This window comes from Type-D symbiont of Plautia stali, from assembly GCF_001485335.1.
In the GTDB taxonomy this organism is placed as follows: Bacteria; Pseudomonadota; Gammaproteobacteria; order Enterobacterales; family Enterobacteriaceae; genus Pantoea; species Pantoea vagans_C.
The window spans coordinates 1-25,000 of the sequence record NZ_BBOC01000048.1 but is presented as its reverse complement, the minus strand read 5'-3'; the positions used below and the strand labels follow the sequence as shown (position 1 = coordinate 25,000).

Genomic DNA, 25,000 nt, shown 5'->3' with positions numbered 1-25,000 from the left:
CGTAGATGGCTTATCAATCACAAGACATTATCCGCCGCTCCGCCACCAATGGTTTCACGCCTGCCCCGCAGGCGCGTAATCATCAGCAGGAAGTGGCCAAGCTGATCGACGTCACCACCTGTATTGGCTGCAAAGCCTGTCAGGTGGCGTGTTCGGAGTGGAATGACATTCGCGATGAGGTCGGTCACAACGTCGGGGTGTATGACAACCCGGCGGATTTGACCGCCAAATCCTGGACGGTGATGCGCTTCTCAGAAGTGGAGGAGAACGGCAAGTTAGAGTGGCTTATACGTAAAGATGGCTGCATGCACTGCGCCGATCCCGGCTGCCTGAAAGCCTGTCCCTCGGAAGGGGCGATTATTCAGTATGCCAACGGCATCGTCGATTTTCAGTCAGAACAGTGCATTGGCTGCGGCTACTGCATTGCTGGCTGCCCGTTTGACGTGCCGCGCCTGAATAAAGACGACAACCGCGTGTATAAATGCACGCTGTGCGTCGATCGTGTCACTGTCGGTCAGGAACCGGCATGCGTGAAAACCTGCCCGACCGGCGCCATTCATTTCGGCAGCAAAACCGACATGCAGGCACTGGCGGCAGAACGCGTGGCGGAGCTGAGTACGCGCGGCTATGACAACGCAGGCCTGTACGATCCGGAAGGCGTGGGCGGTACACACGTGATGTACGTGCTGCACCACGCCAACAAACCGCAGCTGTATCACGGCTTGCCGGAAAACCCGAGCATCAGCCCTGCCGTCACCTTCTGGAAAGGCATCTGGAAACCGCTGGCCGCCATCGGGTTTGCCGCCACCTTCGCGGCCTCGGTGTTCCACTACGTCGGCGTTGGGCCGAACCGCGTGGAGGAAGATGAGGATGAGAACCTGCACGAAAAAGAGGAGCGCGAATAATGAAAAAGCGCGATCGTCTGGTGCGTTACAGCGCACCGGAACGCATCAATCACTGGATTGTGGCGTTCTGTTTTGTCCTTGCCGCCTTGAGTGGGCTGGGTTTCTTCTTCCCGTCGTTTAACTGGCTGATGCACATTTTGGGTACGCCACAACTGGCGCGGATTCTGCATCCGTTTGTCGGTGTGGTGATGTTTGCCGCTTTTATCATCATGTTCCTGCGATACTGGAAGCATAATCTGATCACGCGTGATGACCTGGTGTGGGCGAAAAACATCCACAAAATCGTCCGTAATGAAGAGGTGGGTGATACCGGCAAATACAACTTCGGGCAGAAGTGTGTGTTCTGGGCTGCTATCATCAGCTTAGTCATGCTGCTGGTGAGCGGAATTATTATCTGGCGTCCTTATTTCGCAGGCGCCTTTGCCATTCCGCTGATTCGCGCCGCTTTGGTGGTGCATTCGGTCTCAGCTGTGGCACTGATCGTGGTGATTATGGTGCATATCTACGCGGCCCTGTGGGTCAAGGGCACCATTACCGCCATGGTTGAGGGCTGGGTTCCCGCTGCGTGGGCGAAGAAACATCATCCACGCTGGTATCGCGAGCAGCGCCAACGCCAAACACAACAGGAAAAACGTCCCTGATGAGTATTCGCATCATCCCACAGGATCAGTTGGAGAAAGGCGAAAAAAGCATGTCGGAGCAGGTTCCGCCGCTGCTTTTCCCTCGGCTTAAGAATCTGTATAGCCGCCGTGCGGCGCGTTTGCGTGAACTGGCAGCGAAGAACCCGCTGGGTGATTATCTGCGCTTTGCTGCGGTGATCGCCCAGGCGCAGGAAATCGTGCTGTATGACCATCCCTTGCAGATCGATCTGCACGCACGTTTAGCCCAAAGCGCCGAACAGGGTAAACCCCCGCTCGATATCCATACCTACCCGCGTGATGCGCACTGGCAACGTCTGCTGCATTCGCTGATCGCCGAGCTCAAGCCCGAGATGAGCGGCCAGGCCCTGGCGGTGCTGGAAAATCTGGAAAAAGCCTCCTCCTCCGAGCTGGAAGGTTTAGCCAGTGCGCTGCTGGCGGGCGAGTTTGCCCAAGTCAGCAGTGATAAGTCGCCGTTTATTTGGGCCGCGTTATCTATCTACTGGGCGCAGATGGCGGCACTGATCCCCGGTAAAGCACGGGCAGAATACGGTGAGCATCGCCAGTTTTGCCCGGTGTGCGCCAGCGTGCCCGTCGCCAGCGTGGTGCATATGGATGTCGGCCAACAGGGCCTACGTTATCTACACTGTAATCTGTGCGAAAGTGAATGGTATGTGGTGCGCAGTAAGTGCTCCAACTGCGAACAGACGCGTGATTTACACTACTGGTCGCTCGACAGCGAAAAAGCGGCCGTGAAAGCGGAGAGCTGTGGCGACTGCGGTACCTACCTGAAGATGCTCTATCAGGAGAAGGATCCCGCGGTCGAACCGGTGGCGGATGATTTGGCATCACTGGTGCTGGATGCGCGTATGGAGCAGGAAGGGTTCGCGCGCAGCAGCCTGAATCCGTTTATGTTTCCAGGGGATTAATGCGATGAATGCCCGGTGCGCATAAATGCGCACCCTACGAAACCCTAGGGTCACCGGGCAACCGTAGGATCGCCATTTATGGCGATCGTCAACCAGGCAATTGAAATGTCATCGTTACGGCGAGCATCAATCAGGCAACGTAGGGTCGCCATTTATGGCGACCGTCATCAATGCCGCACACCACCCTTTAACACGGAGGCGTTCAATGAAACTGATTGGCAGCTACACCAGCCCCTTTGTCCGTAAAATTTCAGTGATGCTGTTGGAAAAAGGTTTGGTGTTCGAATTCGTCAACCAGTCGCCTTGGGTTGAGGACAGTCACGTGCCGCAATACAACCCACTGGGTAAAGTCCCGGCACTGGTTGACGACAACCATCACACCTGGTTTGACTCCTCGATCATCGCCCAAGTGATTGAACTGCGCCGGGATGCGCCAGCCATGCTACCGGATGACCCGCTGCTCTCCTTGCAGATCCGCCAACTGGAGAAACTGGCGGATGGCATCAACGATGCCGCCGTGATGATCGTGCGCGAACAGATGCGCCCCGGCGCTCAGCAATCGGAAGAGGTGCTGCTGCGTAACCGCGAGAAGATTCTGCGCGGTCTGGATGCCCTGGAAACTGCGGCAGCACAGGGCGAACTGATCAATAACGGCACGCTGAATCTGGCGGATATCGCCACCGGCTGCATGATTGGTTATCTCAACTTCCGCCGCGTGCTGCCCAACTGGTGCGTCAATCGACCCGCATTGGTGAAAATGGCAGAGATGTTGTTTCAGCGGGAAAGTTTTGCCCGCACCGTTCCGCCTTCCAGCTAAGTTACCTGATGAAAACCCTTTATACCCAACTGCCTGCCATTGACAGCCTGCTGCGCGATCCCGCGTTGCAGCCGCTGTTAATGCACTCTGGCACCGCTTTTACCACCCGTCAGTTGCGCGCCATGCAGCAAGAGGCACGCGATCACATTCAACAACATCAAATGCTGCCTGACTGGCATGCTAACTGGCCTGAAGAAGCACAGCGCCGTGTGCGACAGCAGCAACAGAGTGCGTTGCGACCCGTCTTTAACCTGACCGGTACCGTTCTTCACACCAACCTTGGCCGCGCCCAGTTAAGCGAAAGCGCCATTGAGGCGGTGACCGCCAGCCTGCGCCAACCGGTGACGCTGGAGTATGCGCTGGATGACGCCGCACGCGGCCATCGCGACCGCGCGGTGAGCACCCTGTTATGCGAACTCACCGGTGCGGAAGCGGCCTGTATCGTGAATAACAACGCCGCTGCGGTGCTACTGATGCTGGCCACGCTGGCACCCGGCCGGGAAGTGATTGTCTCGCGCGGTGAGTTAGTGGAGATCGGCGGGGCCTTTCGTATTCCCGATGTCATGCGCCAGGCAGGTTGTCAGCTGGTAGAAGTGGGCACCACCAACCGCACGCATTTGAAGGATTACCGTGCCGCCATCAGCGAAAACAGCGGTCTGTTGATGAAGGTACACACCAGTAATTACCAGATTCAGGGGTTCACCCATGCAGTTCCTGAAGCTGAACTGGTGGCCCTGGCCGCCGAACATCAGCTGCCGGTGATCACCGATTTGGGCAGTGGCTCATTGATCGATATGACCACGTTGGGTCTGCCCGCTGAACCGATGCCACAGCAGCTGATTGCGGCCGGCGTCGATGTGGTGAGTTTCTCTGGCGACAAGCTATTGGGGGGTCCACAAGCCGGTATTATCGTCGGTAAAAAACGCTGGATTGATCAGCTGCAGCAGCATCCGCTGAAGCGCGCTCTGCGCGTGGACAAAATGACACTCGCGGCGCTGGAAGCCACTCTGCAGCTTTATCGCCAACCGGAAAGTCTGTGTGATGCATTGCCGACCCTGCGTTTGTTGACTCGAACATCGCACGACATTTTACAGCAAGCCGAACGGCTGATGCCCGCGCTAGAGCAGTCTTATGACTCGGAGTATACGCTAGCGATCGCCGCCTGTTCGTCGCAAATCGGCAGTGGATCGCTACCCGTTGAGCGCTTACCGAGCTTTGCCATCACCTTTAGCCCACGCGCCCCGCATGGCAGCAGCCTTGATGCACTCGCCCAACGCTGGCGTACGCTGCCCCGACCAGTCATCGGCCGTATTCAGGACGGCAAACTGTGGCTGGATTTACGCTGCCTTGAGCAGGAAGCTGCGCTGATTGAGGCGCTAACATCATGATTATCGCCACGGCAGGACACGTCGATCACGGCAAAACCGCACTGCTGCAAGCCATAACGGGGGTAGATGCCGATCGTCTGCCGGAAGAGAAACGGCGCGGCATGACCATTGACCTCGGCTATGCCTACTGGCCGCAGCCGGACGGTCGGGTGATAGGCTTTATCGATGTTCCCGGGCACGAGAAATTTCTCGCTAATATGCTGGCGGGTATTGGCGGTATTCATCACGCCCTGCTGGTGGTGGCCGGTGATGATGGCGTGATGCCGCAAACGCGCGAGCACCTGCAACTGCTGGCTCTGGCTGGGCTTCCGCCGCTCAGCGTGGCCTTGACCAAAGCCGATCGCGTTGACGCTACGCGCATCGCTGAAGTGCAACATCAGGTGGCTGAGCTGACACAGCAGTTGGGCTGGTCAGCGGCACCGCAGTTTATCACCAGCAGTAGCACCCAACAGGGCATTGAGGCGTTACGTCAGCATTTGAGTGAATTGCCTGAACCCGCTTTCGATGCGCACCGCCGTTTTCGTCTCGCTATCGACCGGGCTTTTACCCTGAAAGGCAGCGGATTAGTGGTCACCGGTACGGCATTAGCGGGCGAGATTAGCGTGGGCGACACGCTGTGGCTCAGTAGCCTCAATCTGCCGGTGCGTGTGCGCTCCTTACATGCGCAGAACCAGTCGGTGACGCGCGCACAAGCAGGTGAGCGTATCGCGCTGAATATCGTGGGTGAGGTGGAAAAAGCCCAGATCGCGCGCGGTGACTGGCTGCTGGCGCAGCCGCAATCCCAAGGCACCCAGCGTCTCATCGTGGCGCTGCGCCTGCTGCAACCGCTTAAACATGCCTCCCAGCCCGTGCATATCCATCATGCAGCCAGCCACGTGATGGGCCGACTGACGCTGCTTGAAGATGATCTGGCAGAGTTGGTGCTCAATGAATCGCTATGGCTGGCGGAAAACGATCGGCTGATCATTCGCGACAGCAATGCGCAGCAAACGTTGGGGGGTGGCCGCGTCGTGCTGCTTAACAGCAAAAAACGGGGCAAACGCCAGCCAGAGTATCTCGGTTGGCTGCAACAATTGGCTGCCGCAGAGGGTGACGATTCCAGCCTGCAAGCGCACTTCTCTCTCCAGCCTGCTGAATATGCCGACCTCGGCTGGTCACGCCAGCTTCACCCCGCTGCGCTGGATGCGCTGCTGGCGAACCTCGATGCGTTGCGGCTCGGCAACACCTTGTTAGCAGCCGAACAAGCGGGGGTATGGCAGCAGCGCCTGCTGGCGTCGTTGTCGGCGTTTCATTTGCAGCATCCTGAAGTACCGGGCATCGGGCGCGATCGTCTGCGCCGTGTGGCGCTGCCGCATCAGCCACCTGAACCGGTCATCGCGTTGATTGATCAACTCCTTGCACAAGGTCACTTGCAGCATCAGCAGGGCTGGCTGCATTTACCGGATTTCAAACCGCGCTTTAATCCGCAGGAAGAGATGTTGTGGCAGCAGATCGGCCCACTTTTCAATGACCAACCGCTGTGGGTGCGTGATATTGCGGTAACCACACAGCTAGAGGAAGAGACCGTGCGTAGCCTGTTGCTCACCGCCGCTCGTCTCGGTCACATTACGGCGATCGTGCGCGATCGCTACTACCACAGCGACCAGATCCAGATCTTCGCCGATCTGATTCGCCAGCGTGACGCCGACGGTGGCAGCACCAGCGCCGCCGACTTCCGTAACCAACTCGGCACCGGACGCAAAATTGCCGTGCAGATTCTGGAGTTCTTTGACCGCAGCGGTTTCACCCGTCGCCGGGGTAACGACCACCTGCTGCGCGACGCCCGCCTGTTCGAAACCCGCGCCTGATCTTGGCGTTGCCTCGCAGTTATCACTGTAACTGCGAGGCAACGCGCATTCCTCGTTGAACAAAAATGTGCCAGGATGTAAGAACTATTCTTACATTGGAACACGACGATGGCACGTACCATGACAATCGATTTAGGCGATGAACTGCGCGAATTTGTGGAATCTTTAGTGGCGTCCGGCGACTACCGTACGCAAAGCGAAGTGGTGCGCGATTCACTGCGTTTACTGCGTGAGAGGCAAGCGGCATCGAAGCTGGAGAATTTAAAAAGGCTCATTCAGGAGGGTATGGACAGTGGAGAACCCATTCCCTGGGATGTAGATGAATTTTTACGGAAAGCCAAAGCCAGGGTCGGCATTTATGAAAAAAGAAATAGTGATAACACCGAGTGCGAATGAAGATTTACTGACTATCTGGCTCTATGGATGCTGGAATTTCGGTGAGATGCAGGCTGATCGTTATGCCATGAATATAAACAAATTATTTTCCAATCTCATGGTGAATAATTTGGGCGCCGCCGCACAGATTATGGCCGAAATTTTTACTCCGTAATTCATAGTGAACATATCGTGATTTACCGCGTTGAACCGGAGCAAATCATCATTGCACGTATTCTCCATCAATCCCAGGATGCACCATCACATATCACTTGGGATACTTCGTTTTAAAAACAAAAAGGGACGATCGCTCGTCCCTTTAGTGCACTTCACTCTGTTACTTACTGCAGCAGAGAAATATCCGCGACCTGCAAGAACAGCGCACGCAGTTGCGCCAGCAGCGTCAGGCGGTTGATACGCACTTCGGCTTCATCGGCGTTAACCATCACGTTATCGAAGAAGTTATCGACCGCTTCACGCAGTTGTGCCAGTTCCACCAGCGCATCCTGATAACGGCCTTCCGCGAAATACGGCTGCAGTTTGTCACCCAGCGCCGTCACGAAGGTCGCCAGCTGAATCTCGGCGTTCTCTTTCAGCAGCGAAGCCTGCACGCTGTCGTTCAGGGTTTCGGTGGATTTAGCCAGGATGTTGGAAACACGCTTGTTGGCCGCAGCCAGCGCAGACGCAGCTTCCAGCGAACGGAAGTGCGATACCGCTTTCATGCGTGCATCAAAATCGGCAGGACGGGTTGGACGACGCGCCAGCACGGCCTGGATGGTGTCAACGCTGTGGCCTTCTTCCTGATACCAGGTACGGAAACGACCCAGCATGAAGTCGATCACCTCATCTACCACCTTGCCATTACTCAGCTTGCTGCCGTACAGGCGCACCGCTTCTTCGGTCAGGGTTTGCAGATCCAGCGGCAGGTTCTTCTCAACGATAATACGCAGCACGCCCAGCGCCGCACGACGCAGTGCAAACGGGTCTTTATCGCCTTTCGGATGCTGACCAATACCGAAGATGCCCGCGAGGGTATCCATCTTGTCAGCGATCGCCACTGCACAAGCCACAAGGTTGGACGGCAGTGCATCACCGGCGAAGCGCGGCTGATACTGCTCATTCAACGCCACGGCAACGTCTTCGGCTTCACCGTCATGACGTGCATAGTGCATGCCCATCACGCCCTGCGTATCGGTGAACTCGAACACCATGTTGGTCATCAGGTCACACTTCGACAGCAGGCCTGCGCGCGTCGCATGATTCACATCGGCACCAATCTGCGCGGCAATCCAACCCGCCAGCGCCTGAATGCGATCTGTTTTGTCACGCAGCGTACCCAGCTCTTTCTGGAACAGCACTGTCTCCAGACGTGGCAGGTTATCTTCAAGACGCTTTTTACGGTCAGTGTTGAAGAAGAACTCCGCATCCGCCAGACGTGGGCGCACCACCTTCTCGTTACCGGAGATGATTTGCTGCGGATCTTTCGATTCGATGTTCGTGACGAAGATGAAGTTTGGCAGCAGTTTGCCGTCCGCGGCATACACCGGGAAGTACTTCTGGTCACCTTTCATGGTGTAAACCAGCGCTTCAGAAGGCACCGCGAGGAATTTCTCTTCAAACTTCGCCGTCAGCACCACTGGCCATTCCACCAGCGAAGCCACCTCTTCCAGCAGGCTGTCGCTCAGGTCAGCGATGCCGCCTAATTGCTGTGCGGCGGCTTCGGCATCGGCTTTGATTTTGGCTTTACGCGCCGCGAAGTCAGCAACGACTTTACCGCGCTCCAGCAGTTGTTGCGGATACTGATCGGCGTTGTCGAGGGTGAATTCAGGCTCGCCCATAAAGCGATGGCCACGGATCACGCGGTCGGACTGAATGCCTAAAATGGTAGCCGGGATCAGTTCATCGCCCAGCAGCAGCGTCACGGTATGCACCGGACGGACAAACTGCACGTCACTCGCACCCCAGCGCATTAATTTTGGAATCGGCAACTTGCTCAGTGCCGTGGCGACCATTGCCGGCAACAGTGCCTGCGCGCTTTCACCGGTAACGGAGGCGCGATGCACCAGCCATTCGCCTTTATCGGTGCTCAGACGTTCAGCCTGAGCCACCGTAATACCGTTACCGCGCGCCCAACCTTCAGCCGCTTTGGTGGCATTGCCATCCGCATCAAACGCGGCAGCAATGGCAGGACCGCGTTTTTCAACTTCACGATCCGGCTGTGCGGCGGCCAATTCAGCCACTTTCAGCGCCAGACGACGCGGGGCAGCAAACCATTTGACGTCGCCGTGCGCCAGACCGGCGCTGTCCAGCTCTGCGGTAAAATGCGCAGCAAAGGCTTCTGCCAGGCTACGCAACGCTTTCGGAGGCAACTCTTCGGTGCCAATTTCCACCAGGAAAGTTTTATCGGTCATGGCTGCCTCTTACTTGTTTTTATTGCACATAGGGAAGCCAAGCGCCTCGCGGGACGCATAATAGGCTTCAGCCACGGCTTTCGTCAGGGTACGAATACGCAGGATATAGCGCTGACGTTCGGTAACCGAAATCGCCTTGCGTGCATCCAGCAGGTTAAAGCTGTGTGCCGCTTTCAAAATGCGCTCATAAGCAGGCAGCGGCAGCGGTTTTTCCAGTGCCAGCAACTGTTGGGCTTCTTTCTCATACTGCTCAAAGCAGGTGAAGAGGAAGTCCACGTCCGCGTATTCAAAGTTGTAAGTCGACTGTTCCACTTCATTCTGATGGAACACTTCACCGTAGGTGGTTTTACCAAACGGACCGTCGCTCCACACCAGATCGTACACGCTGTCCACGCCCTGGATATACATCGCCAGACGCTCCAGGCCGTAGGTGATCTCACCGGTGACCGGCTTACACTCCAAGCCGCCAACCTGCTGGAAGTAGGTGAACTGCGTCACTTCCATGCCGTTGAGCCACACTTCCCAGCCCAATCCCCAGGCACCCAGCGTAGGGTTTTCCCAGTTATCTTCCACGAAGCGAATGTCGTGAATTGTCGGGTCCATACCCAGCTCTTTCAGTGAGCCCAGGTAAAGTTCCTGCAGGTTGTCTGGGTTTGGCTTAATCACCACCTGGAACTGGTAGTAATGCTGCAAACGGTTCGGGTTTTCACCGTAACGACCATCGGTTGGTCGGCGTGAAGGCTGCACGTACGCGGTCGCCATTGGCTCTGGGCCTAATGCACGCAGGCAAGTCATGGGATGTGAGGTGCCAGCGCCGACTTCCATGTCCAGTGGTTGAACAATGGTGCAGCCTTGGCGCGCCCAGTAATCCTGCAAGGTCAGGATCAGGCCCTGAAAGGTCTTGGTATCAAACTTTTGCATGTTGAATTCGCACGCGATACGGATCGGTTAAAAAAAGAGTGCGCCAGTATACCCTTTGACCGCGGATTGTGCAGCCGGAAATCCTGGCGCGTCATGAGGTGAAACGGGTGCAGTTTTACCGCTAAGAACCGAACAATAAGAAAATCGTATACGATTCAAAAAGGGAACGACAAACAGACGAAAAACTCATCACTATCCATTAATTTTCAATGTGATAAACAAAAACTTCCAAACCTCATTGCGTGATTCAAATCACCTTTCCGACCTGTTGGTCAAAAATCGCACATTGACACTTGTATAATCGTATACGAAATTGCGGTGAAACAGTTTTGTTGGGAATTTCACTATGAAGACCGCAATAGCCTACCCAGGAATGAATGCCAGTGACCGCCCGATGGGCCCGGCACCGCTGTCCGCCGCCGTACTGCACGAACCGATGCTGTTTATCTCCGGACAAGTCGCCATCGACCCTTACAACGGGCAGATCGTCGGCAAAGACATCGCCAGCCAGACTCGGCAGGTGTTGAAAAACGTCGGCGATCTGCTGAGCGAAGCGCAGATGACCTTCGATAACGTGGTACGGGTGACGATTTATCTCACCGACCTCAGCACCTTCAGCGAAATGAACGCGGCCTATAGCGAGTTTTTCCAGTTCCCGTTCCCGGCGCGTGCCACCGTTGGTATTCAACTTAACCATCCTGACCTGCTGGTCGAGATGGAAGTCACGGCGATGCGCTAATGCATATTCATATTGAAAACGATGCCAGTGGCCCGCTTGCTCTGCACCTGTCACGGGAAAGACTGCAACAGCAGTTGGATGCGCATCCGAAACTGCGCAGCCACTTCACGCTGACAGAAAACAGCGATCCGGCGCAAACCGCCCCCTTCCTCGCTAACTGCGATCTGCTGTGGAGCGGTCGCAAGCTGGCGTTAGATGCATTCAGCACCCCGCGCCTGCGTTGGGTGCAGGTGATGTCGGCTGGCGTTGAGCAGTGGCTGGCGCATTTGCCCAAGGGCGTAACGCTGACCAACGCGTCCGGCGTCCACGGCGATAAAGGCGCGGAATTCATTCTGATGGCGGCGTTGATGTTCAACTTCGGCATTCCGGGATTTTTGCAGGATCAGGCTCAGCGCTTATGGCGCCCGACCTACGGTGGCTGTGCGCGCGGCAAAACCGTGCTGCTGCTCGGCGTCGGTGGCATCGGCGCGGCAGCGGCCAAGCTGTTAACCGCGCAAGGCTATCGCGTGATTGGCGTCACGCGCAGCGGGCAGTGTGATGCCGACGTGGCGCGCTGCATTCGCATTGATGCCATCGACGACGTGTTACCGCAGGTGGACGTGTTGGTCTCAACACTGCCGCTGACGCCACAAACGGAGATGCTGTTTGATCGCCGCCGCCTCGATCTGCTGCCCGCCCGTGCAGGCATCGTGATTGTTGGCCGTGCTGCGGTATTTGACTACGCCGCCATGCGCGAAAAGCTGTGTGCCGGAGAGTTGGCAGGCGCGGTGCTGGATGTCTATCCGCAGGAGCCTTTGCCCGCTGACGACGCACTGTGGAACACGCCCGGTGTGGTGATGACGCCGCACTGCAGCCTCGACGATCACAGTGCCTACCTTGAGGGCTGCCTTGAGGTGTTTATCGACAATCTGGTGCGTTATCGCAGTGGTGACCCGCTGCGCAACCAGGTTGATGTTGAAAGAGGGTATTGAAGTAGTTGCACCAATAAAAGCCGTAAAGACGTTCATAAAACACAAGGTCATCGCTTACACATTCACCAGCACCAGGGGAACCTTATTATGAAATTTGCACGCATCGCAGTACTTATCTCTGGCATCACCGGCACCTTGCTGGCTGGACTCTCCAGCGCGCACGCCGCCAGCACCGATCCGATCAAACCCGCCGCCAGTGACTTCGCGGCAATGGCGCAGTGTAAAGCGCTGCAAACCAAATATCCGTCACTGAAAGGCAAAGATCTGGTGGTTGGCCTCGGTGGATACACCAAAGGCTTTGAAGCCCCTTCGGAGAAAGACCCGAGCATTATCGAAGGTCTTGATCCTTCGCTGTTTGAGCGCATCAGCAGCTGCCTCGGCGCAAAACACAGCTATCAGAGTGGCTCGTTCAACGTACTGCTGACCTCGATCTCCAACGGTCGTGCATATATCGGCCCCATGCTGTATGTCACCGATGAACGCCTGAAGCAGATCGCCTTTGTCGCCTCAATGCAGGTGCAGGATGGCTCGATTCTGGCAAAAGGTAACCCGAAGAAAATCAACACGGTGGATGACCTGTGCGGCAAAACCGTGGCTGCGGCGGCGGGCTCATATGAAGCCAACAAGCTGGTGCCTGAGCAGAGCGCCAAATGCAGCGCCGCTGGTAAGCCGGAAGTCAGCATGTTGATGGTGCAGAACACCGACAACAGCATTCAGGCAGTGAAAAGCGGCCGTGCTGACGTCTACCTGACCGAAGCCGGTTCAGCCATCGCCATTGCTAAAGCCGACAAAACGCTGGAGAGCGGCTTCACCGTAGACTTGCCGATTATGGTTGGCTTCCCGATTGCCAAAGACAACGCCACCCTGCGCAGTGCCGTGCTGGATGCGATGAAGGTGATTCAGGAGAGCGGTGCACAGAAGAAATTGCTGGATTACTGGGGTCAGGGCAGTGCCGCTGAACGTCCGGTTGTTGCGCGTGGTTAATGCATAAACTCAGCCCGATCAATTGGGTTGCCGCAACGCGTGCAACCCAAACGATCACGTTGGGGGAGATAACGCCTTGGATGATTTTCTTAAGTACCTGACCTTCCCTTATCTGTGGGAAGGTGCCGTCATCGCCGTACAGTTGCTGATTGGTGCGCTGGCGGGCGGCATTATAATTGGCTTTTTCCTGGCGTTGGCCAGCACCTCGAAGCACTGGTTTATCCGTGTGCCGGTGAAAACCTACATTTACCTGCTGCGCGGCACGCCGGTGCTGTTGCAGTTGATCCTGCTCTATAACGTGTTGCCAGAATTCGGACTGCGTTTGAGCCCGTTCACCAGTGCCATGCTGGCGCTGATGATCAACGAAACCGCCTTCTGCGCCGAAATCATTCGCGGCGGCATCATTGCCACCGATCGCGACCAGAGCATGGCGGCACAGGCATTCGGCTATTCACGCACCAAAGAGATGATCCACGTCGTCATCCCACAAGCGCTGCGCGCCATTTTGCCAACCATGGGTAACGAAACCGTTGGTCTGCTGAAATCGACCTCACTGGCGTCGGTGGTCGGCGTCAACGAACTGACCATGCGCGGCCAGGCGATTGTGTCGCAGAACTTCCTGTTTATTCCGGTATTGGTGGCCTCTGGCGGCATCTACCTGATCCTCTCGACCGCCCTGGCTGGCGGACAGTGGTGGCTGGAGAAGTTCTACAACCTCGATGAACGCGCCCGCCGCGCCCGTGCGCGCCTGGCCACCCTGCCGCCAGAAGCCGATGTCATGGCGATGCAGTTGCCGAAACGCCGCTGGGATACGCAAACCGCCGCACCGGTGCTGGAAGTGGACAAACTGTGTGTCGATTACGCGGGTAAAGCGGTGCTGAAATCGCTGTCGCTCACTGTGCGCCGTGGTGAAGTGGTTGTGCTGCTGGGTCGCTCCGGCTCCGGTAAAAGCACCCTGTTAAAATCGATTCTGGCGCTGACGCCGCGCACCAGTGGCACCATCCAGACCGAAGGCCACTTTATGGGCAGCGATGAAAACGGTCGCGCCCTGGCCGCCCGCCATTTACCGGCCAACCGTGCCAAGTCGGGTATTGGGATCGTGTTTCAGCACTTTGCGCTGTTCGATCACCTGACCGCGTTAGAGAACGTGATGAGCATTCTGCTGCGCGTACAGGGCGCCCAGCCTGAAATCGCGCGCGCTAAAGCGATGCGTGCACTGAAAATGGTGGGGTTGCAGGATTTCGCCGCCTCATTGCCGCACGAATTATCGGGCGGTCAAAAACAGCGCGTCGGCATTGCGCGTGCGCTGGCGGCAGAACCGCAAATCCTGCTGTTCGACGAACCCACTTCGGCGCTCGACCCTGAGCTGGTGCGTGAAGTGAACCAGACGATGCGCAATCTGGCCCAAACTGGCATCACCATGATCATCAGCACCCACGACATTGCCTTTGCGTCAGGCGTAGCGGATCGCGTGGTGTTCCTGCAGGACGGCGCGCTGATTGAAGAGGGCCCTCCGGCCATTCTGCAAAACCCAAAAACACCGGCCTTTGCCACTTTCCTTGAACACGAAAACGCCACGGAGGCTCAGCATGCCAACGCATGAACTTGCCGCACGTGAGCGTCTCGGTGATGCGCTGTTCCGCTATATGCAGGGCCAGCCTGCCGATGCGCTGTCTGGCGAATCCGATGCCAATCAGCAGGCGCTACGCCGTTTTCGCTTGCTGCCGCGCGTCTTACAGGGCAACGAGGGGATCAGCACCGAAACCACGCTGCTGAATCAACGCTGGTCGGCACCGCTGGGCGTCGGCGCGTTTGCCGGCGACCGCATCTTCCATGAAGAGGGATTGTTGCCGATTGCGCGCGCCTGTAAACGCCTGCAACTGCCGTTGGTGATCTCAGAAGAGACCGTCACATCGCTGGAGCAGATTGGCGCAGAGTATGATCGCTGCTGGTTGCAACTGCGTGCCGCGGGCGACGTCGGCCGCATCAAAGATTTAATCGATCAGGCAGCACAAGCCGGATTCAAAAACATTGTCCTGACCGTGCTCGCGCCGGTACATCCGGTCGCGGGTTTGCAGCCTGGCGGGTTCTCGATTGGCGAGGCGCTAAAACAGCGCGGCTGGCACACCATTGGCGGAACGGAACCGGGCGTTGCCGCGTTACCTGCTTTTCCAGTGTGGCGCTGGCAGCAGATTGATGAGGTTGCGGCGCACTGCGCCACGCATCAACTGCCGTTATGGCTAAAGGGCATTTTGCATCATGACGATGCCGCTCAGGCAACTCAGCATGGCGTCAGTGGCATCATCGCCTCCAACATTGGCCTGCGCCAAAGCGCACGCTGGGCAACGCCGGTCGATCAACTGCCCGATTTGCAAGCCGTCACGCGCTTGCCGCTGCTGTTAGACGGCGGAGTGCGCTGCGGCAGCGATGCGGTAGTGGCGCGTTGCCTCGGTGCCTCACTGTCACTCAGCGTGCGACCGATCATCAGCGCCTTAGTGGCCGGTGGCGAAGACGCGGTGTTTGATCTGCTTTCCGGCTGGATCAATGAAATCACCGCGATCAGCCACTGGTGCGGCGTCAGTGATATGGCGGCACTCAACGGCAGCTTTGTTAGCGAGGTACGCAACTGATGCAGCAACTCATTTTCAATCAGGGCGATGCCAGCGAATCACGCATCTATTACTGCGCCCACTATCTGGCCGACAGCCTCGGCTTGTTCGCCGCCGAGCAGTTGCAGGTCACCTTTACCACCAGCGCCACGGGCGGTCACACCGTGCAGGGCGGCCAGGTGCCTGCCGTTCTGAGCCGCGATGCCGATCTCACGCTGGGCGGCCCGATGGTGGTGATGAAGCATTTTCAACAGCATGGCGCAGAGCTGCAGTGCTTTTGCGCCTCGGTGGCGGCTAACCCGTGGTTTCTGGCGGCGGCACAGGCGCAACCCGATTTTCAACTCAGCGATTTGCGCGGCAAACGCGTGCTGGATGTCGGTAATGTCGGCACCGCCACGCTGACCTTCCGCTGGCTGCTGGCGCAGCACGGATTGCAGGATCAGGTTGAGTTAATTTCCGGCAGCGGCGATCAGGTACGCGATTTCGCTGCCGTGGCCACAGGCGAGGCCGATTACGCGCTACACGCTATGCACATGCTGGCACCGGCTATTGCCGCCGGTCAGTTAAGCAGCGTCAGCAGCCTCGCCACTTTGTGCGGCCATGTTCCCTGGAGCGCCTACATCGCGCGTGCCGATGTGTTGCTGGAGAAGGCATCAGCGTTCCACGCGTTCTCACGGGCCATCGAACAGGCACTGACGTGGATCGCGACTCATGATGCCGCTGCACTGGCCGACCGCGTGCAGCACTGCTATCCCGATTACCCACGCGAAGCACTGGTGACGGGGCTGGCGGCCTATCAGCAAGCCCAGGTCTTCGCGCCAGTCTGCGTTATCCCGCAGCACGAATTTGAACACTTCAGCCAGCTGTTGAGCGCTATCGGCTGGCTGGATCCTTCTCAACCGGTGCCCTATGCCGCACTGGTCACGCAGGCAGGAGCAGAGTGATGAAACAGCTTATTATCAATGGTTTGGTCGTAACAGAAACCCGTGCAGAACCGGCCGACTTGCTGATTGAGAATGGCAAAATCAGCGGCCTGCTGACGCCTGGCGCGATGACAGCAGGCGTGGATGAAATCATTGATGCGCAGGGATTGATCATCGTTCCCGGCGCTATTGATGTGCACACCCACTTCACTGGCTCGCATGATTTCCCACAGCAGGAGCTGCGCGAAGGGACACAGGGTGCCGCCGCACATGGCGTCACCACCATCGTTGAGATGCCGCACTCACTGCCGCCCGCCACCTCGCTGAACAATTTCACCGCCAAACAACAGTGGCTGGCAGACAACTGCTCGGTGGATTACGCCATGTGGGCCGGACTGGATGGCCGCAACGTGCACGAGCTGGCGGCGCTGGATCAGGCGGGCGCACTGGCGTTTAAAGCGTTCCTGTGCAGCGGTGCGCCGAACGGCGAAGCGACCGACGAAAAGGGTCTGCCACGCCTCGATGACGACGGCCTGCTGCGTGCGATGCGTGAGTTAGCCACGTTCGATGGTCTGATTGGCGTGCACGCGGAAAACCACGAGATCCTGATTGGCGCAGGCAGTGAACTGCGTCGGGCCGGGCGCAAAGACACCCGTGCGCATGCGCTGGCAGGCCCAGAAATTGCCGAGATTGAAGCCGTGGGCCGCGTGCTGGCGGTCGCCGAAGAGACCGGTGCGCGTTGCCATATTGTGCATGTCAGCTCCGCACGCGCCGCTGAAACCATCGTCGCCGCCAAAGGCCGGGTGCGCGCCAGCTTCGAAACCTGTCCGCACTATCTGATTCTGGATGAGGACGATCTGGTACGCATCGGCCCCAATGCCCGCTGCGGCCCGCCGATTCGCCCACGCCCGGTAGTGGATGCACTGTGGCAAGTGCTGCTGCGTGGCGATGTCGACATGATCGCCTCCGACCACTGTCCGTATACCCCTGCACAAAAACAGGCCGGTGAAACCAGCATCTGGGATGCCGGCATGGGGTTAACCGGCGTGGAGACGCTGAGCCCCATGTTCTTTAGCGCCGCGCATATCGATCGTGGTCTGGCACTGACGGAGTTTGCCCGCATGACCGCCAGCGGCCCAGCAAAAGCCTTCCAGCTGTGGGGGAAAAAAGGGGCGATTGCGCCGGGCTTTGATGCCGACCTGGTGTTTTACGACGCGCAGCAGAGCTGGACGGTGGAGGGCGCGGCCTTCCAGGGGTTGGGTAAATGGAGCGCATTTGAAGGGATGCGCTGTCAGGGTAAAGTAGTGCGCACACTTATTCGTGGCGTCACGGTTTACCAGGATGACCAGATGCAGGTTGAACCCGGCTTTGGTCAGTTCGTGACCCGACAGGCAGCAACAGGACAATAATCATGGCAGGAAAATCGTCAACTATCCGCCGCAAGAATAGCGCCCCGCTGGCGCAGGAATCCACCAGCGAAGAGAGCTGGCAAACAGCACGCCCACGCACTCTGGTCGATCACGCGGTCGATGCCATTCTCAGCGCGGCCTCACGCGGCTTAGTGCTGCCCGGCGACCGTATCGCTGAGCCGGATCTGGTGGCCAAACTCGGCATGAGCCGCGTGCCGATCCGCGAAGCGCTGCGCATTCTGGAGAGCCAGGGCATCGTCACCAGTGAGCCGTACAAAGGCATCCGCTTGATGGAGATTTCTCATCAGCGGCTGGAGCAGATTATCGACGTGCGCATCCCGCTGGAGACGCTGGCCTGCCGCCGTGCGATCGAAGCCGGTCGCAACGGTGCCGAACAGCTGACGCAGCTGTACCAAGGCGTGGCGCAGATGCAGACCATGATGCAAAACGATGACGTTTACGGTTTTGCCTCGGCGGATACCGATTTCCACCGCACGCTGTGCAGCTTTGCCCACAACCCGGTACTCAGCAATTTGTGGGAGTCCATTGCGCGCCAGCTGACGGTGATTTTCGGCCTCTCCACCATGGGCAAATCGATGAGCGACATCATTGAAGAGCACCAGCGGCTGATCAACGTGTTCGCCGATGGCGATATCGCGCAGATGACGGATGAGATTGAAAACCATATTCGCATTCAGGCACTGGATGTGGACTACGAAACTTTGATTATGCAGCGCCGACAGCAGCGTTCCGCTGTGGGCTGATGCTTTGTTGATTGCCTTTACACCAGGAAAACCACGATGAAGATCACCAACGTTGAGGCGTTTTATCTGCGCCTGCCGGTTATTGAGCAGCGCACAGATAGCTCTCAGGACGCGCTGCTTATCAAAATCACCACCGATGCGGGTATTACCGGTTGGGGTGAAGTGGATGGCAGCCCGTATGTCACCAAAGCCATTATCGAAGCACCCTATTCACACACCATGGTCACCGGCCTGAAATCGCTGTTGATCGGCGAAAACCCACTGGAAACCGGTCGCCTGTGGAAGAAGATGCACAAAGCCACCATCTATTACGGTCGCAGTGGAGCGGTATTACAGGCGATGGCGGGCATTGATATCGCGCTGTGGGATATCAAAGGCAAAGCGCTCGGCAAACCGATTGTAGAACTGCTGGGTGGGGCAATGCGCGACAAGATGCGCGTTTACTCCTCCAACATGTTCCAGTACAGCGTGGAAGAGACCGTGGCGCGCGCGCAGCACGCCATTGATACCGGTCATACCGGCGTGAAATTTGGCTGGGAGCCGTTTGGCACCGACGAAGCCATGGACCTGCGCTACCTCGAAGCGTTGCGCACCGCGATGGGCGACAGCGTCGATTTGATGCTGGATGTCGGCCATGTCTGGGATGCCAAAACCACCGTGCGCCGCAGCCAACGCTATGAACATCTCAACCTGTTCTGGATTGAAGAGCCACTGCATCCGGATAACTACGCCGGTTACGGCCAGGTGTCTGCCGCCTGCCAGCAACATATCGCTGCCGGTGAGCAAGAATGCTCGGTGGTCGGTTTCCAGCGCCTGATTGATGAAGGCGGGATCGACATCGTGCAAATCGACCTGACGCGTACCGGCTTTACCCAGGCGATGGAAATTGCCAGCTACGCGCACAGCCGTGGACGCAAGGTGTGTAACCACAACTTCACCACCGACATCAACACCGCCGCGTCACTGCACTTCCTGTGTGCGATTGAGAATGCGCTGGTGATGGAGTATTGCGTGGAGCCAGGCGAGATCAGCCGTTCACTGGCGAAAAATCCGGTACGCATCGCCGAAGGTTACGCGTGGCTACCTAGTGAGCCAGGCCTGGGCGTCGAGCCGAACGAAGCCGTGATTGAGAAGTTTTTAGTGCGCGATTAACCACCGTTGCGGCGCGTTTTTTGGACGACGCGCAATAAATTGCGCCGCTACATCAAATCGGTGCCCCTTTAGGGGCACATCTGAATTTCAGGTCCAAAGGTTGTTGACGCGCGGCTCACTGGCTACCCTTTTGCACAGTTCATGCACGAGGAAGCCATGTCGCAAAAAATACACTGGATCGACAACTTACGTGCGGTCGCCTGCCTGATGGTGATCGTCATTCATACCACCACCTGGTATATCACCGGCCCGCTGGCGGTGACGGGCATCAGTTGGGATGTCGCCAACCTGCTCAACTCGGCGTCGCGCGTCTGCGTCCCGCTGTTCTTTATGATCTCCGGCTACCTGTTCTTTGGCGAACGTAGCGCACAAGGGCGACATCTGCTGCGTATCGTGCTGTGTTTGCTGTTCTACAGCGCGGTGGCCTTGGCCTATATCACCTGGTTAACGCCAATCAGTGAAGGACGTTCGCTGCTGAAGCTGCTGCAAAAACCGGTGTTCTATCACCTGTGGTTTTTCTTCGCCATCATCGGCATTTACCTGCTGTCGCCATTGATTCAGGTGAAAAGCGTACAGCCGCGCTACGTTGCGCTGTTAGTGGTGGTACTGGCTGTGCTGGCCAATCCTAATACCGTCAGTCAGTCGCTGGGGCCATTTCACTGGTTACCGGTGAATCTCTACGTGAGCGGTGACAGCATTTACTACCTGCTGTATGCGTTACTGGGGCGAGCGATTGGCTGTATGGACACCGACAAGCGTGGCATCAGCTGGCTGGCCGGACTGGGGTTTGTCGCCTGCTGGATAGGCATCACACTCGGCACCAAACAGATGTTGAAAATCAACGGGGCGTTCAACGACACCTGGTATCTGTATTGCGGCCCGCTGGTGTTTATTGCGGCCATCAGTTTGCTGGTGCTGTTTAAAAATACCCTGAACAGCCGCACGCTACCGTTACTGGGGACGATTTCACGCTATTCGCTGCCAATTTATGGATTCCATGCGCTGTTCATTCACTATTTGCGTACCCATCATTACGACGATATGTCGCGCCCGTGGCTTGATTTACCTTGGGTGTTTGGCGTCACGTTAATCGGCAGTTTGCTGCTGGCGATAGTGCTTAAGCGCGTGGATAAGCATCATCTGGTGAGCTGATCGTCCCAACGCTGATGGGCACGACGCAGCTGGCGTGCTGAGGAGAACCCGGCCGCCAGCGCGGCTTTCTCTGCCGCTTCGCCCTGCTGCTGGCGCTGGCGCGCAATCACTAATCGCAGCTGTTCATGGTATTCGCGTACGCTGATGCCAAGATGCTGGCGGAACAGGCGCGTCAGGTGGCGTTCGCTGACGTGCGCGCGCTCAGCCAGTGCCGTCAGCGACCAGTCGTTTTCGGGATGGGCAATCATCACATCCTGCGCACGATGAATGGCGGGATGCAGGTGATTGCGATAGCGCAGCCAGGGTGAAAGCTGGGGATCATCGCCGGAACGGCGGAACCACACCACCATCTCCCGCGCCACTTTAAGCGCCTGCTGCGCACCGCATAGTCGGTTGATCAGATGCAGCGCCAGATCGATACCGGCGGTGATGCCCGCGCTGGTCCAGATGCCGCAATCTTCGACGAAAACGCGGTTGTCTTTCACTAATGCAGCCGGTGCTGCCGCTTTCAGGCGCGGTAACACGTCATGATGCGTGGTGCACTGCACGCCGTTGAGTAAACCCGCTTGCGCTGAGAGCAGCGCCCCGGAACAGATGCACACCAGCGTAATGCGATGCGATTGAATATCCGCTTGTTGTAGGCGTAACCAGTCACGCGCAGCGGCGGCCGCTGGGGTATCGAACCAGACTTTCGAATCGTGTACGCCGGGCACCACCAGCAAGCTATTGTCAGGTAAACGATCGGGTAAAGGGGCGATATCGGCGATAGTCATGCCCGTGGAGCACAGTACGCTGGGATTGGGGCCGATGTAATGCAAGGCAAAGTGGCCATCCGCCAACTGCAAGGTTTCGGCAGGCCCGGTAAGATCGAGCGCCATCACGCCGGGTAGAACCAGGAAATAGACAGGCTGCGACATACTGGGCTCCAGGATTGGTGATGAGTTTTGCCCTCACCCTGGCCCTCTCTAACATCGCTCAGTCTGCCCCCTCTCCCGCTTGTGGGAGAGGGTTGGGGTGAGGGAGAAGGCTAAGGTAAGGCCAATTCAAGCCATAACAACACACAAGATTCGTCCATCATAGCCTATTAAAATCAAAATCCACGACCCCATCCGGCCATCACCGAGCCAAATCAGGACATCAACGGTTTGAGCTGCTGATACAGCTGCGCAAACTTCTCGCGCTGCGGCTGATACGCCTGATAGCGTGCGCTATCCGGTGGATGACGCTGAACCAACTCCGGTTCCGGCCACTCACTCTGTGGATCAATCGCCCACTGCGCCAACCGTGCGGCCCCCAGCGCCGGACCCACTTCCCCGCCATGGCAGTAATCGAGCGTTAATCCGCTGATATCCGCCAGCATCTGCCGCCAGTAAGCACTGCGCGCCCCGCCGCCAATCAGCATCACGGTTTGTGGTTGCACACCACAGGCATGCACCGCCTCCATCCCTTCTGCCAGCGCAAACCCCACACCTTCCAGCACCGCTCGCGCCAGCTCAGGCCGCCCGTGCTGATGGGTTAAGCCAAAAAATGCGCCCTGCGCCTGCGGATTATTGTGCGGGGTTCGCTCACCGGAGAGATAAGGCAGGAACACCACCGGCGTGACATCACCGCGCGCTTTTTCTGCCTCAGCCAGCAGTTCTGGCACATCCGCGCAGCCGGTTAAGGCGGCGGCCCAGTCGAGACAGGAAGCGGCACTTAACATCACCGACATCAAATGCCAGCGGTTTGGCAGCGCGTGGCAAAAGCTGTGGACGGCCTGCTGCGGATTGCTGAGATACCCGTCGCTGACCAGGAAATAGACGCCCGAAGTGCCCAACGACAGCATGCCCTGCCCTGGCGCGACCATGCCGACACCCACGGCACCGGCGGCGTTGTCACCACCGCCCGCTACGATCGGCACAGGGTTCATCCCCCAACGCGCGGCAACCTCAGGCGATAAAGTGCCGGTGATCTGGTTGCCCTCATACAACGCGGGCATCTGGCTACGGTTAAGATCGCAGGCCTTGAGCATGGCATCGCTCCAGTCACGCCTGGCGACATCCAGCCACATCGTCCCAGCCGCATCTGACATATCACTGGCGAACGCCCCGCTCATGCGCCAGCGCAGATAATCTTTCGGCAGCAGCACCATCGCTACCTTGCTGAATACATCGGGTTCGTTTTGTTGCACCCACAGTAACTTGGGGGCGGTAAAGCCCGGCATCATCAGGTTGCCAGTGATCTGACGCGAATCTGGCACGCGCTGTTCCAGCTCCCGGCACTGCTCACTGCTGCGCCCGTCGTTCCATAAAATCGCCGGGCGCAGCACCTGATGATCAGCATCCAGCAACGTCGCACCATGCATCTGGCCGCTCAGGCCAATCGCCTTCACCTGGCTAAGATCCTGCTGCTGCGCCAGCGCCTGCATCGCCGTATCCGTGGCGTTCCACCAGCTTTCGGGATCTTGCTCGCTCCACAACGGCTGCGGGCGGGAAACCTGCAACGGCGCCGTTTCCATCGCAACAACCTGCCCTTGTGCATCCAGTAACACCACTTTGACGCCAGAGGTGCCTAAATCGATCCCGATAACCATGTTCAGCTCCTGATGCAGTTAGAAATCATACAGATAGTGATTGACCAGGTTTTCCAGTTGTTCCTGGCGCCCGCTGCGGTGCTGCGGGTTCAATTGGTGTTGCTGAGCATGCGCCGCCAAGGATGCCAGTGAAAACTCACCTTTTAAAATTTGCTGGCCGAACTCACCATTCCAGCCGCTGTAACGCTGCGCCACGCGCTTATCCAGCTCACCTTCCTGCACCATGCGTGCCGCGACTTTTAGCGCCAGCGCCAGGGTATCCATAGCGCCAATGTGACCGTAAAACAGGTCATATTTATCCGTGCTTTGACGACGCACTTTGGCATCAAAGTTTAAGCCGCCAGTGGTGAATCCGCCCGCTTTGATGATCTCGTACATCACCAGGGCATTTTCTTCGACGCTGATGGGGAACTGATCGGTATCCCAGCCGCACTGCACATCACCGCGGTTGGCATCCACCGAACCAAAAATTCCCAACGCAATCGCCGTGGCAATCTCATGATGGAACGAATGTCCCGCCAGCGTAGCGTGGTTAGCTTCAACGTTAACTTTGATCTCTTTCTCCAGACCAAACTGCTTGAGGAAGCCATACACCGTTGCCACGTCGTAGTCATATTGGTGTTTGGTCGGCTCCTGCGGTTTCGGCTCAATCAGCAGCATGCCCTGGAAACCAATTTTGTGTTTGTGCTCCACCACCATCTGCATAAAACGACCAATCTGTTCCCGCTCCTGACGCAGATCGGTATTCAGCAAGGTTTCATAACCTTCACGTCCGCCCCACAGCACGTAGTTTTCACCGCCCAGCGTCTGCGTGGCCTGCATGGCACTGCACACCTGGCTGGCGGCCCAGGCAAAGATTTCGGGGTCTGGACTGGTCGCCGCACCGGCACCGTAACGCGGATGAGTAAAGCAGTTGGCCGTGCCCCACAGTAGCTTCACGCCCGTTTCCTGCTGTTTTTCCAGCAGCTTGTCAGTCATCGCCGCGAAATTCTCGCGGTAGCTGCGCAGGGAATCCCCTTCTGGTGAGACATCCACATCATGGAAGCAGTAATAGGGCACGTTGAGTTTGTGGAAGAACTCAAACGCCACATCCGCTTTCTGTTTCGCCAGCTGCAATGCATCGCCACTTTTCTGCCATGGGCGATCAAAGGCACCCACACCAAACATATCCGCACCGTTCCAGCAGAAGGTGTGCCAGTAACACGCGGCAAAGCGCAGATGTTGCGCCATGGTTTTGCCGAGGATCACTTCATCAGGATTGTAGTGGCGAAACGCCAGCGGATTGGTGGAATTGGCCCCTTCATAACGAACGCGATCGAGCTGGTCGAAATAAGCGTGCATGTTTTGCTCCTTAGCATCAGACCCGAATGGTCAGCAGTGAGTCATTATTTTGCTAAGGGGTTGTCTCCAGACTCAATTACGATATTTCACACTCAAATTAAGATAATTATTAATTGTGCGCCAGCTCGCAAATACTCGCAAATTCAGATCGCG

The 25,000-nt window shown here is 57.4% G+C and carries 22 protein-coding genes and 1 pseudogene; 18 read left to right on the top strand and 5 right to left on the bottom strand.

Annotation, left to right across the window (positions count from 1 at the left end; all coding sequences use genetic code 11):
• Window positions 1-5: 5 nt before the first annotated feature.
• The 8 genes and pseudogenes from fdxH to PSSD_RS28450 form a co-directional block, all read left to right on the top strand.
• Window positions 6-905, top strand: coding sequence for a formate dehydrogenase subunit beta (fdxH, locus tag PSSD_RS15720; RefSeq protein ID WP_058972874.1), 900 nt, complete (start codon window positions 6-8; stop codon window positions 903-905).
• Window positions 905-1,546 (top strand): formate dehydrogenase cytochrome b556 subunit, encoded by a 642-nt coding sequence (fdoI, locus tag PSSD_RS15715; protein WP_058972873.1) that lies wholly within the window; start codon window positions 905-907, stop codon window positions 1,544-1,546. Before fdxH ends, fdoI begins: the two co-directional genes overlap by 1 nt.
• Window positions 1,546-2,472, top strand: coding sequence for a formate dehydrogenase accessory protein FdhE (fdhE, locus tag PSSD_RS15710; RefSeq protein ID WP_058972872.1), 927 nt, complete (start codon window positions 1,546-1,548; stop codon window positions 2,470-2,472). The genes fdoI and fdhE overlap by 1 nt, the downstream gene beginning before the upstream one ends.
• Before the next feature lie 205 nt (window positions 2,473-2,677).
• Entirely contained in the window at window positions 2,678-3,289 is a 612-nt protein-coding gene (locus PSSD_RS15705) for a glutathione S-transferase (protein ID WP_058972871.1), read from the top strand.
• Between the two features lie 8 nt (window positions 3,290-3,297).
• Entirely contained in the window at window positions 3,298-4,677 is a 1,380-nt protein-coding gene (gene selA, locus PSSD_RS15700) for an L-seryl-tRNA(Sec) selenium transferase (protein ID WP_058972870.1), read from the top strand.
• Window positions 4,674-6,524 (top strand): selenocysteine-specific translation elongation factor, encoded by a 1,851-nt coding sequence (gene selB / locus PSSD_RS15695; protein WP_058972869.1) that lies wholly within the window; start codon window positions 4,674-4,676, stop codon window positions 6,522-6,524. Before selA ends, selB begins: the two co-directional genes overlap by 4 nt.
• Window positions 6,525-6,632: 108 nt before the next feature.
• Window positions 6,633-6,920, top strand: a complete 288-nt coding sequence (locus PSSD_RS15690) for a type II toxin-antitoxin system ParD family antitoxin (protein ID WP_058972868.1) — start codon at window positions 6,633-6,635, stop codon at window positions 6,918-6,920.
• A 126-nt stretch (window positions 6,921-7,046) separates the two neighbouring features.
• A pseudogene (locus PSSD_RS28450) lies at window positions 7,047-7,190 on the top strand (type II toxin-antitoxin system RelE/ParE family toxin); the annotation flags it as partial.
• A gap of 50 nt (window positions 7,191-7,240) precedes the next feature.
• Here the strand turns inward: PSSD_RS28450 and glyS are convergent.
• Window positions 7,241-9,310: a glycine--tRNA ligase subunit beta gene (gene glyS / locus PSSD_RS15685; RefSeq protein ID WP_058972867.1), complete on the bottom strand. Its 2,070-nt coding sequence runs from the start codon at window positions 9,308-9,310 to the stop codon at window positions 7,241-7,243.
• 9 nt (window positions 9,311-9,319) lie between these two features.
• Window positions 9,320-10,231 carry a glycine--tRNA ligase subunit alpha gene (glyQ, locus tag PSSD_RS15680; RefSeq protein WP_008105242.1) on the bottom strand — a complete coding sequence of 304 codons (912 nt, stop codon included), beginning with the start codon at window positions 10,229-10,231 and terminating at the stop codon, window positions 9,320-9,322.
• 346 nt (window positions 10,232-10,577) lie between these two features.
• Here glyQ and PSSD_RS15675 point away from each other — a divergent pair, with 346 nt between their 5' ends.
• The 10 genes from PSSD_RS15675 to PSSD_RS15630 all read left to right on the top strand — a co-directional run bounded on the left by PSSD_RS15675 (window position 10,578) and on the right by PSSD_RS15630 (window position 20,934).
• Complete coding sequence (locus tag PSSD_RS15675) at window positions 10,578-10,970, top strand: RidA family protein (RefSeq protein ID WP_039328470.1); 393 nt, start codon at window positions 10,578-10,580, stop codon at window positions 10,968-10,970.
• The gene (locus tag PSSD_RS15670; RefSeq protein WP_058972866.1) at window positions 10,970-11,941 is read left to right on the top strand and encodes a D-2-hydroxyacid dehydrogenase; all 972 of its coding nucleotides are present in this window, start codon (window positions 10,970-10,972) and stop codon (window positions 11,939-11,941) included. The genes PSSD_RS15675 and PSSD_RS15670 overlap by 1 nt, the downstream gene beginning before the upstream one ends.
• A gap of 87 nt (window positions 11,942-12,028) precedes the next feature.
• Window positions 12,029-12,925: a transporter substrate-binding domain-containing protein gene (locus tag PSSD_RS15665; protein WP_058972865.1), complete on the top strand. Its 897-nt coding sequence runs from the start codon at window positions 12,029-12,031 to the stop codon at window positions 12,923-12,925.
• A 76-nt stretch (window positions 12,926-13,001) separates the two neighbouring features.
• Entirely contained in the window at window positions 13,002-14,528 is a 1,527-nt protein-coding gene (locus tag PSSD_RS15660) for an amino acid ABC transporter permease/ATP-binding protein (protein WP_058972864.1), read from the top strand.
• Window positions 14,515-15,555: an alpha-hydroxy acid oxidase gene (locus tag PSSD_RS15655; RefSeq protein WP_058972863.1), complete on the top strand. Its 1,041-nt coding sequence runs from the start codon at window positions 14,515-14,517 to the stop codon at window positions 15,553-15,555. Before PSSD_RS15660 ends, PSSD_RS15655 begins: the two co-directional genes overlap by 14 nt.
• The gene (locus PSSD_RS15650; RefSeq protein ID WP_058972862.1) at window positions 15,555-16,478 is read left to right on the top strand and encodes an ABC transporter substrate-binding protein; all 924 of its coding nucleotides are present in this window, start codon (window positions 15,555-15,557) and stop codon (window positions 16,476-16,478) included. Before PSSD_RS15655 ends, PSSD_RS15650 begins: the two co-directional genes overlap by 1 nt.
• Window positions 16,478-17,866 carry a dihydroorotase gene (locus tag PSSD_RS15645; RefSeq protein ID WP_058972861.1) on the top strand — a complete coding sequence of 463 codons (1,389 nt, stop codon included), beginning with the start codon at window positions 16,478-16,480 and terminating at the stop codon, window positions 17,864-17,866. Before PSSD_RS15650 ends, PSSD_RS15645 begins: the two co-directional genes overlap by 1 nt.
• A 2-nt stretch (window positions 17,867-17,868) precedes the next feature.
• On the top strand, window positions 17,869-18,630 hold the full coding sequence (locus PSSD_RS15640) for a GntR family transcriptional regulator (protein WP_039328462.1): 762 nt from the start codon (window positions 17,869-17,871) through the stop codon (window positions 18,628-18,630).
• A 36-nt stretch (window positions 18,631-18,666) separates the two neighbouring features.
• Window positions 18,667-19,782 carry a mandelate racemase/muconate lactonizing enzyme family protein gene (locus tag PSSD_RS15635; RefSeq protein WP_058972860.1) on the top strand — a complete coding sequence of 372 codons (1,116 nt, stop codon included), beginning with the start codon at window positions 18,667-18,669 and terminating at the stop codon, window positions 19,780-19,782.
• A 156-nt stretch (window positions 19,783-19,938) separates the two neighbouring features.
• Entirely contained in the window at window positions 19,939-20,934 is a 996-nt protein-coding gene (locus PSSD_RS15630; RefSeq protein WP_039328460.1) for an acyltransferase, read from the top strand.
• Here PSSD_RS15630 and PSSD_RS15625 read toward each other — a convergent pair.
• The 3 genes from PSSD_RS15625 to xylA all read right to left on the bottom strand — a co-directional run bounded on the left by PSSD_RS15625 (window position 20,919) and on the right by xylA (window position 24,847).
• The gene (locus tag PSSD_RS15625; RefSeq protein WP_058972859.1) at window positions 20,919-21,851 is read right to left on the bottom strand and encodes a GlxA family transcriptional regulator; all 933 of its coding nucleotides are present in this window, start codon (window positions 21,849-21,851) and stop codon (window positions 20,919-20,921) included. The genes PSSD_RS15630 and PSSD_RS15625 overlap by 16 nt on opposite strands.
• A gap of 212 nt (window positions 21,852-22,063) precedes the next feature.
• Complete coding sequence (gene xylB, locus PSSD_RS15620; protein WP_058972858.1) at window positions 22,064-23,506, bottom strand: xylulokinase; 1,443 nt, start codon at window positions 23,504-23,506, stop codon at window positions 22,064-22,066.
• A gap of 18 nt (window positions 23,507-23,524) precedes the next feature.
• The gene (gene xylA / locus PSSD_RS15615) at window positions 23,525-24,847 is read right to left on the bottom strand and encodes a xylose isomerase (RefSeq protein ID WP_058972857.1); all 1,323 of its coding nucleotides are present in this window, start codon (window positions 24,845-24,847) and stop codon (window positions 23,525-23,527) included.
• Window positions 24,848-25,000 lie beyond the last annotated feature (153 nt).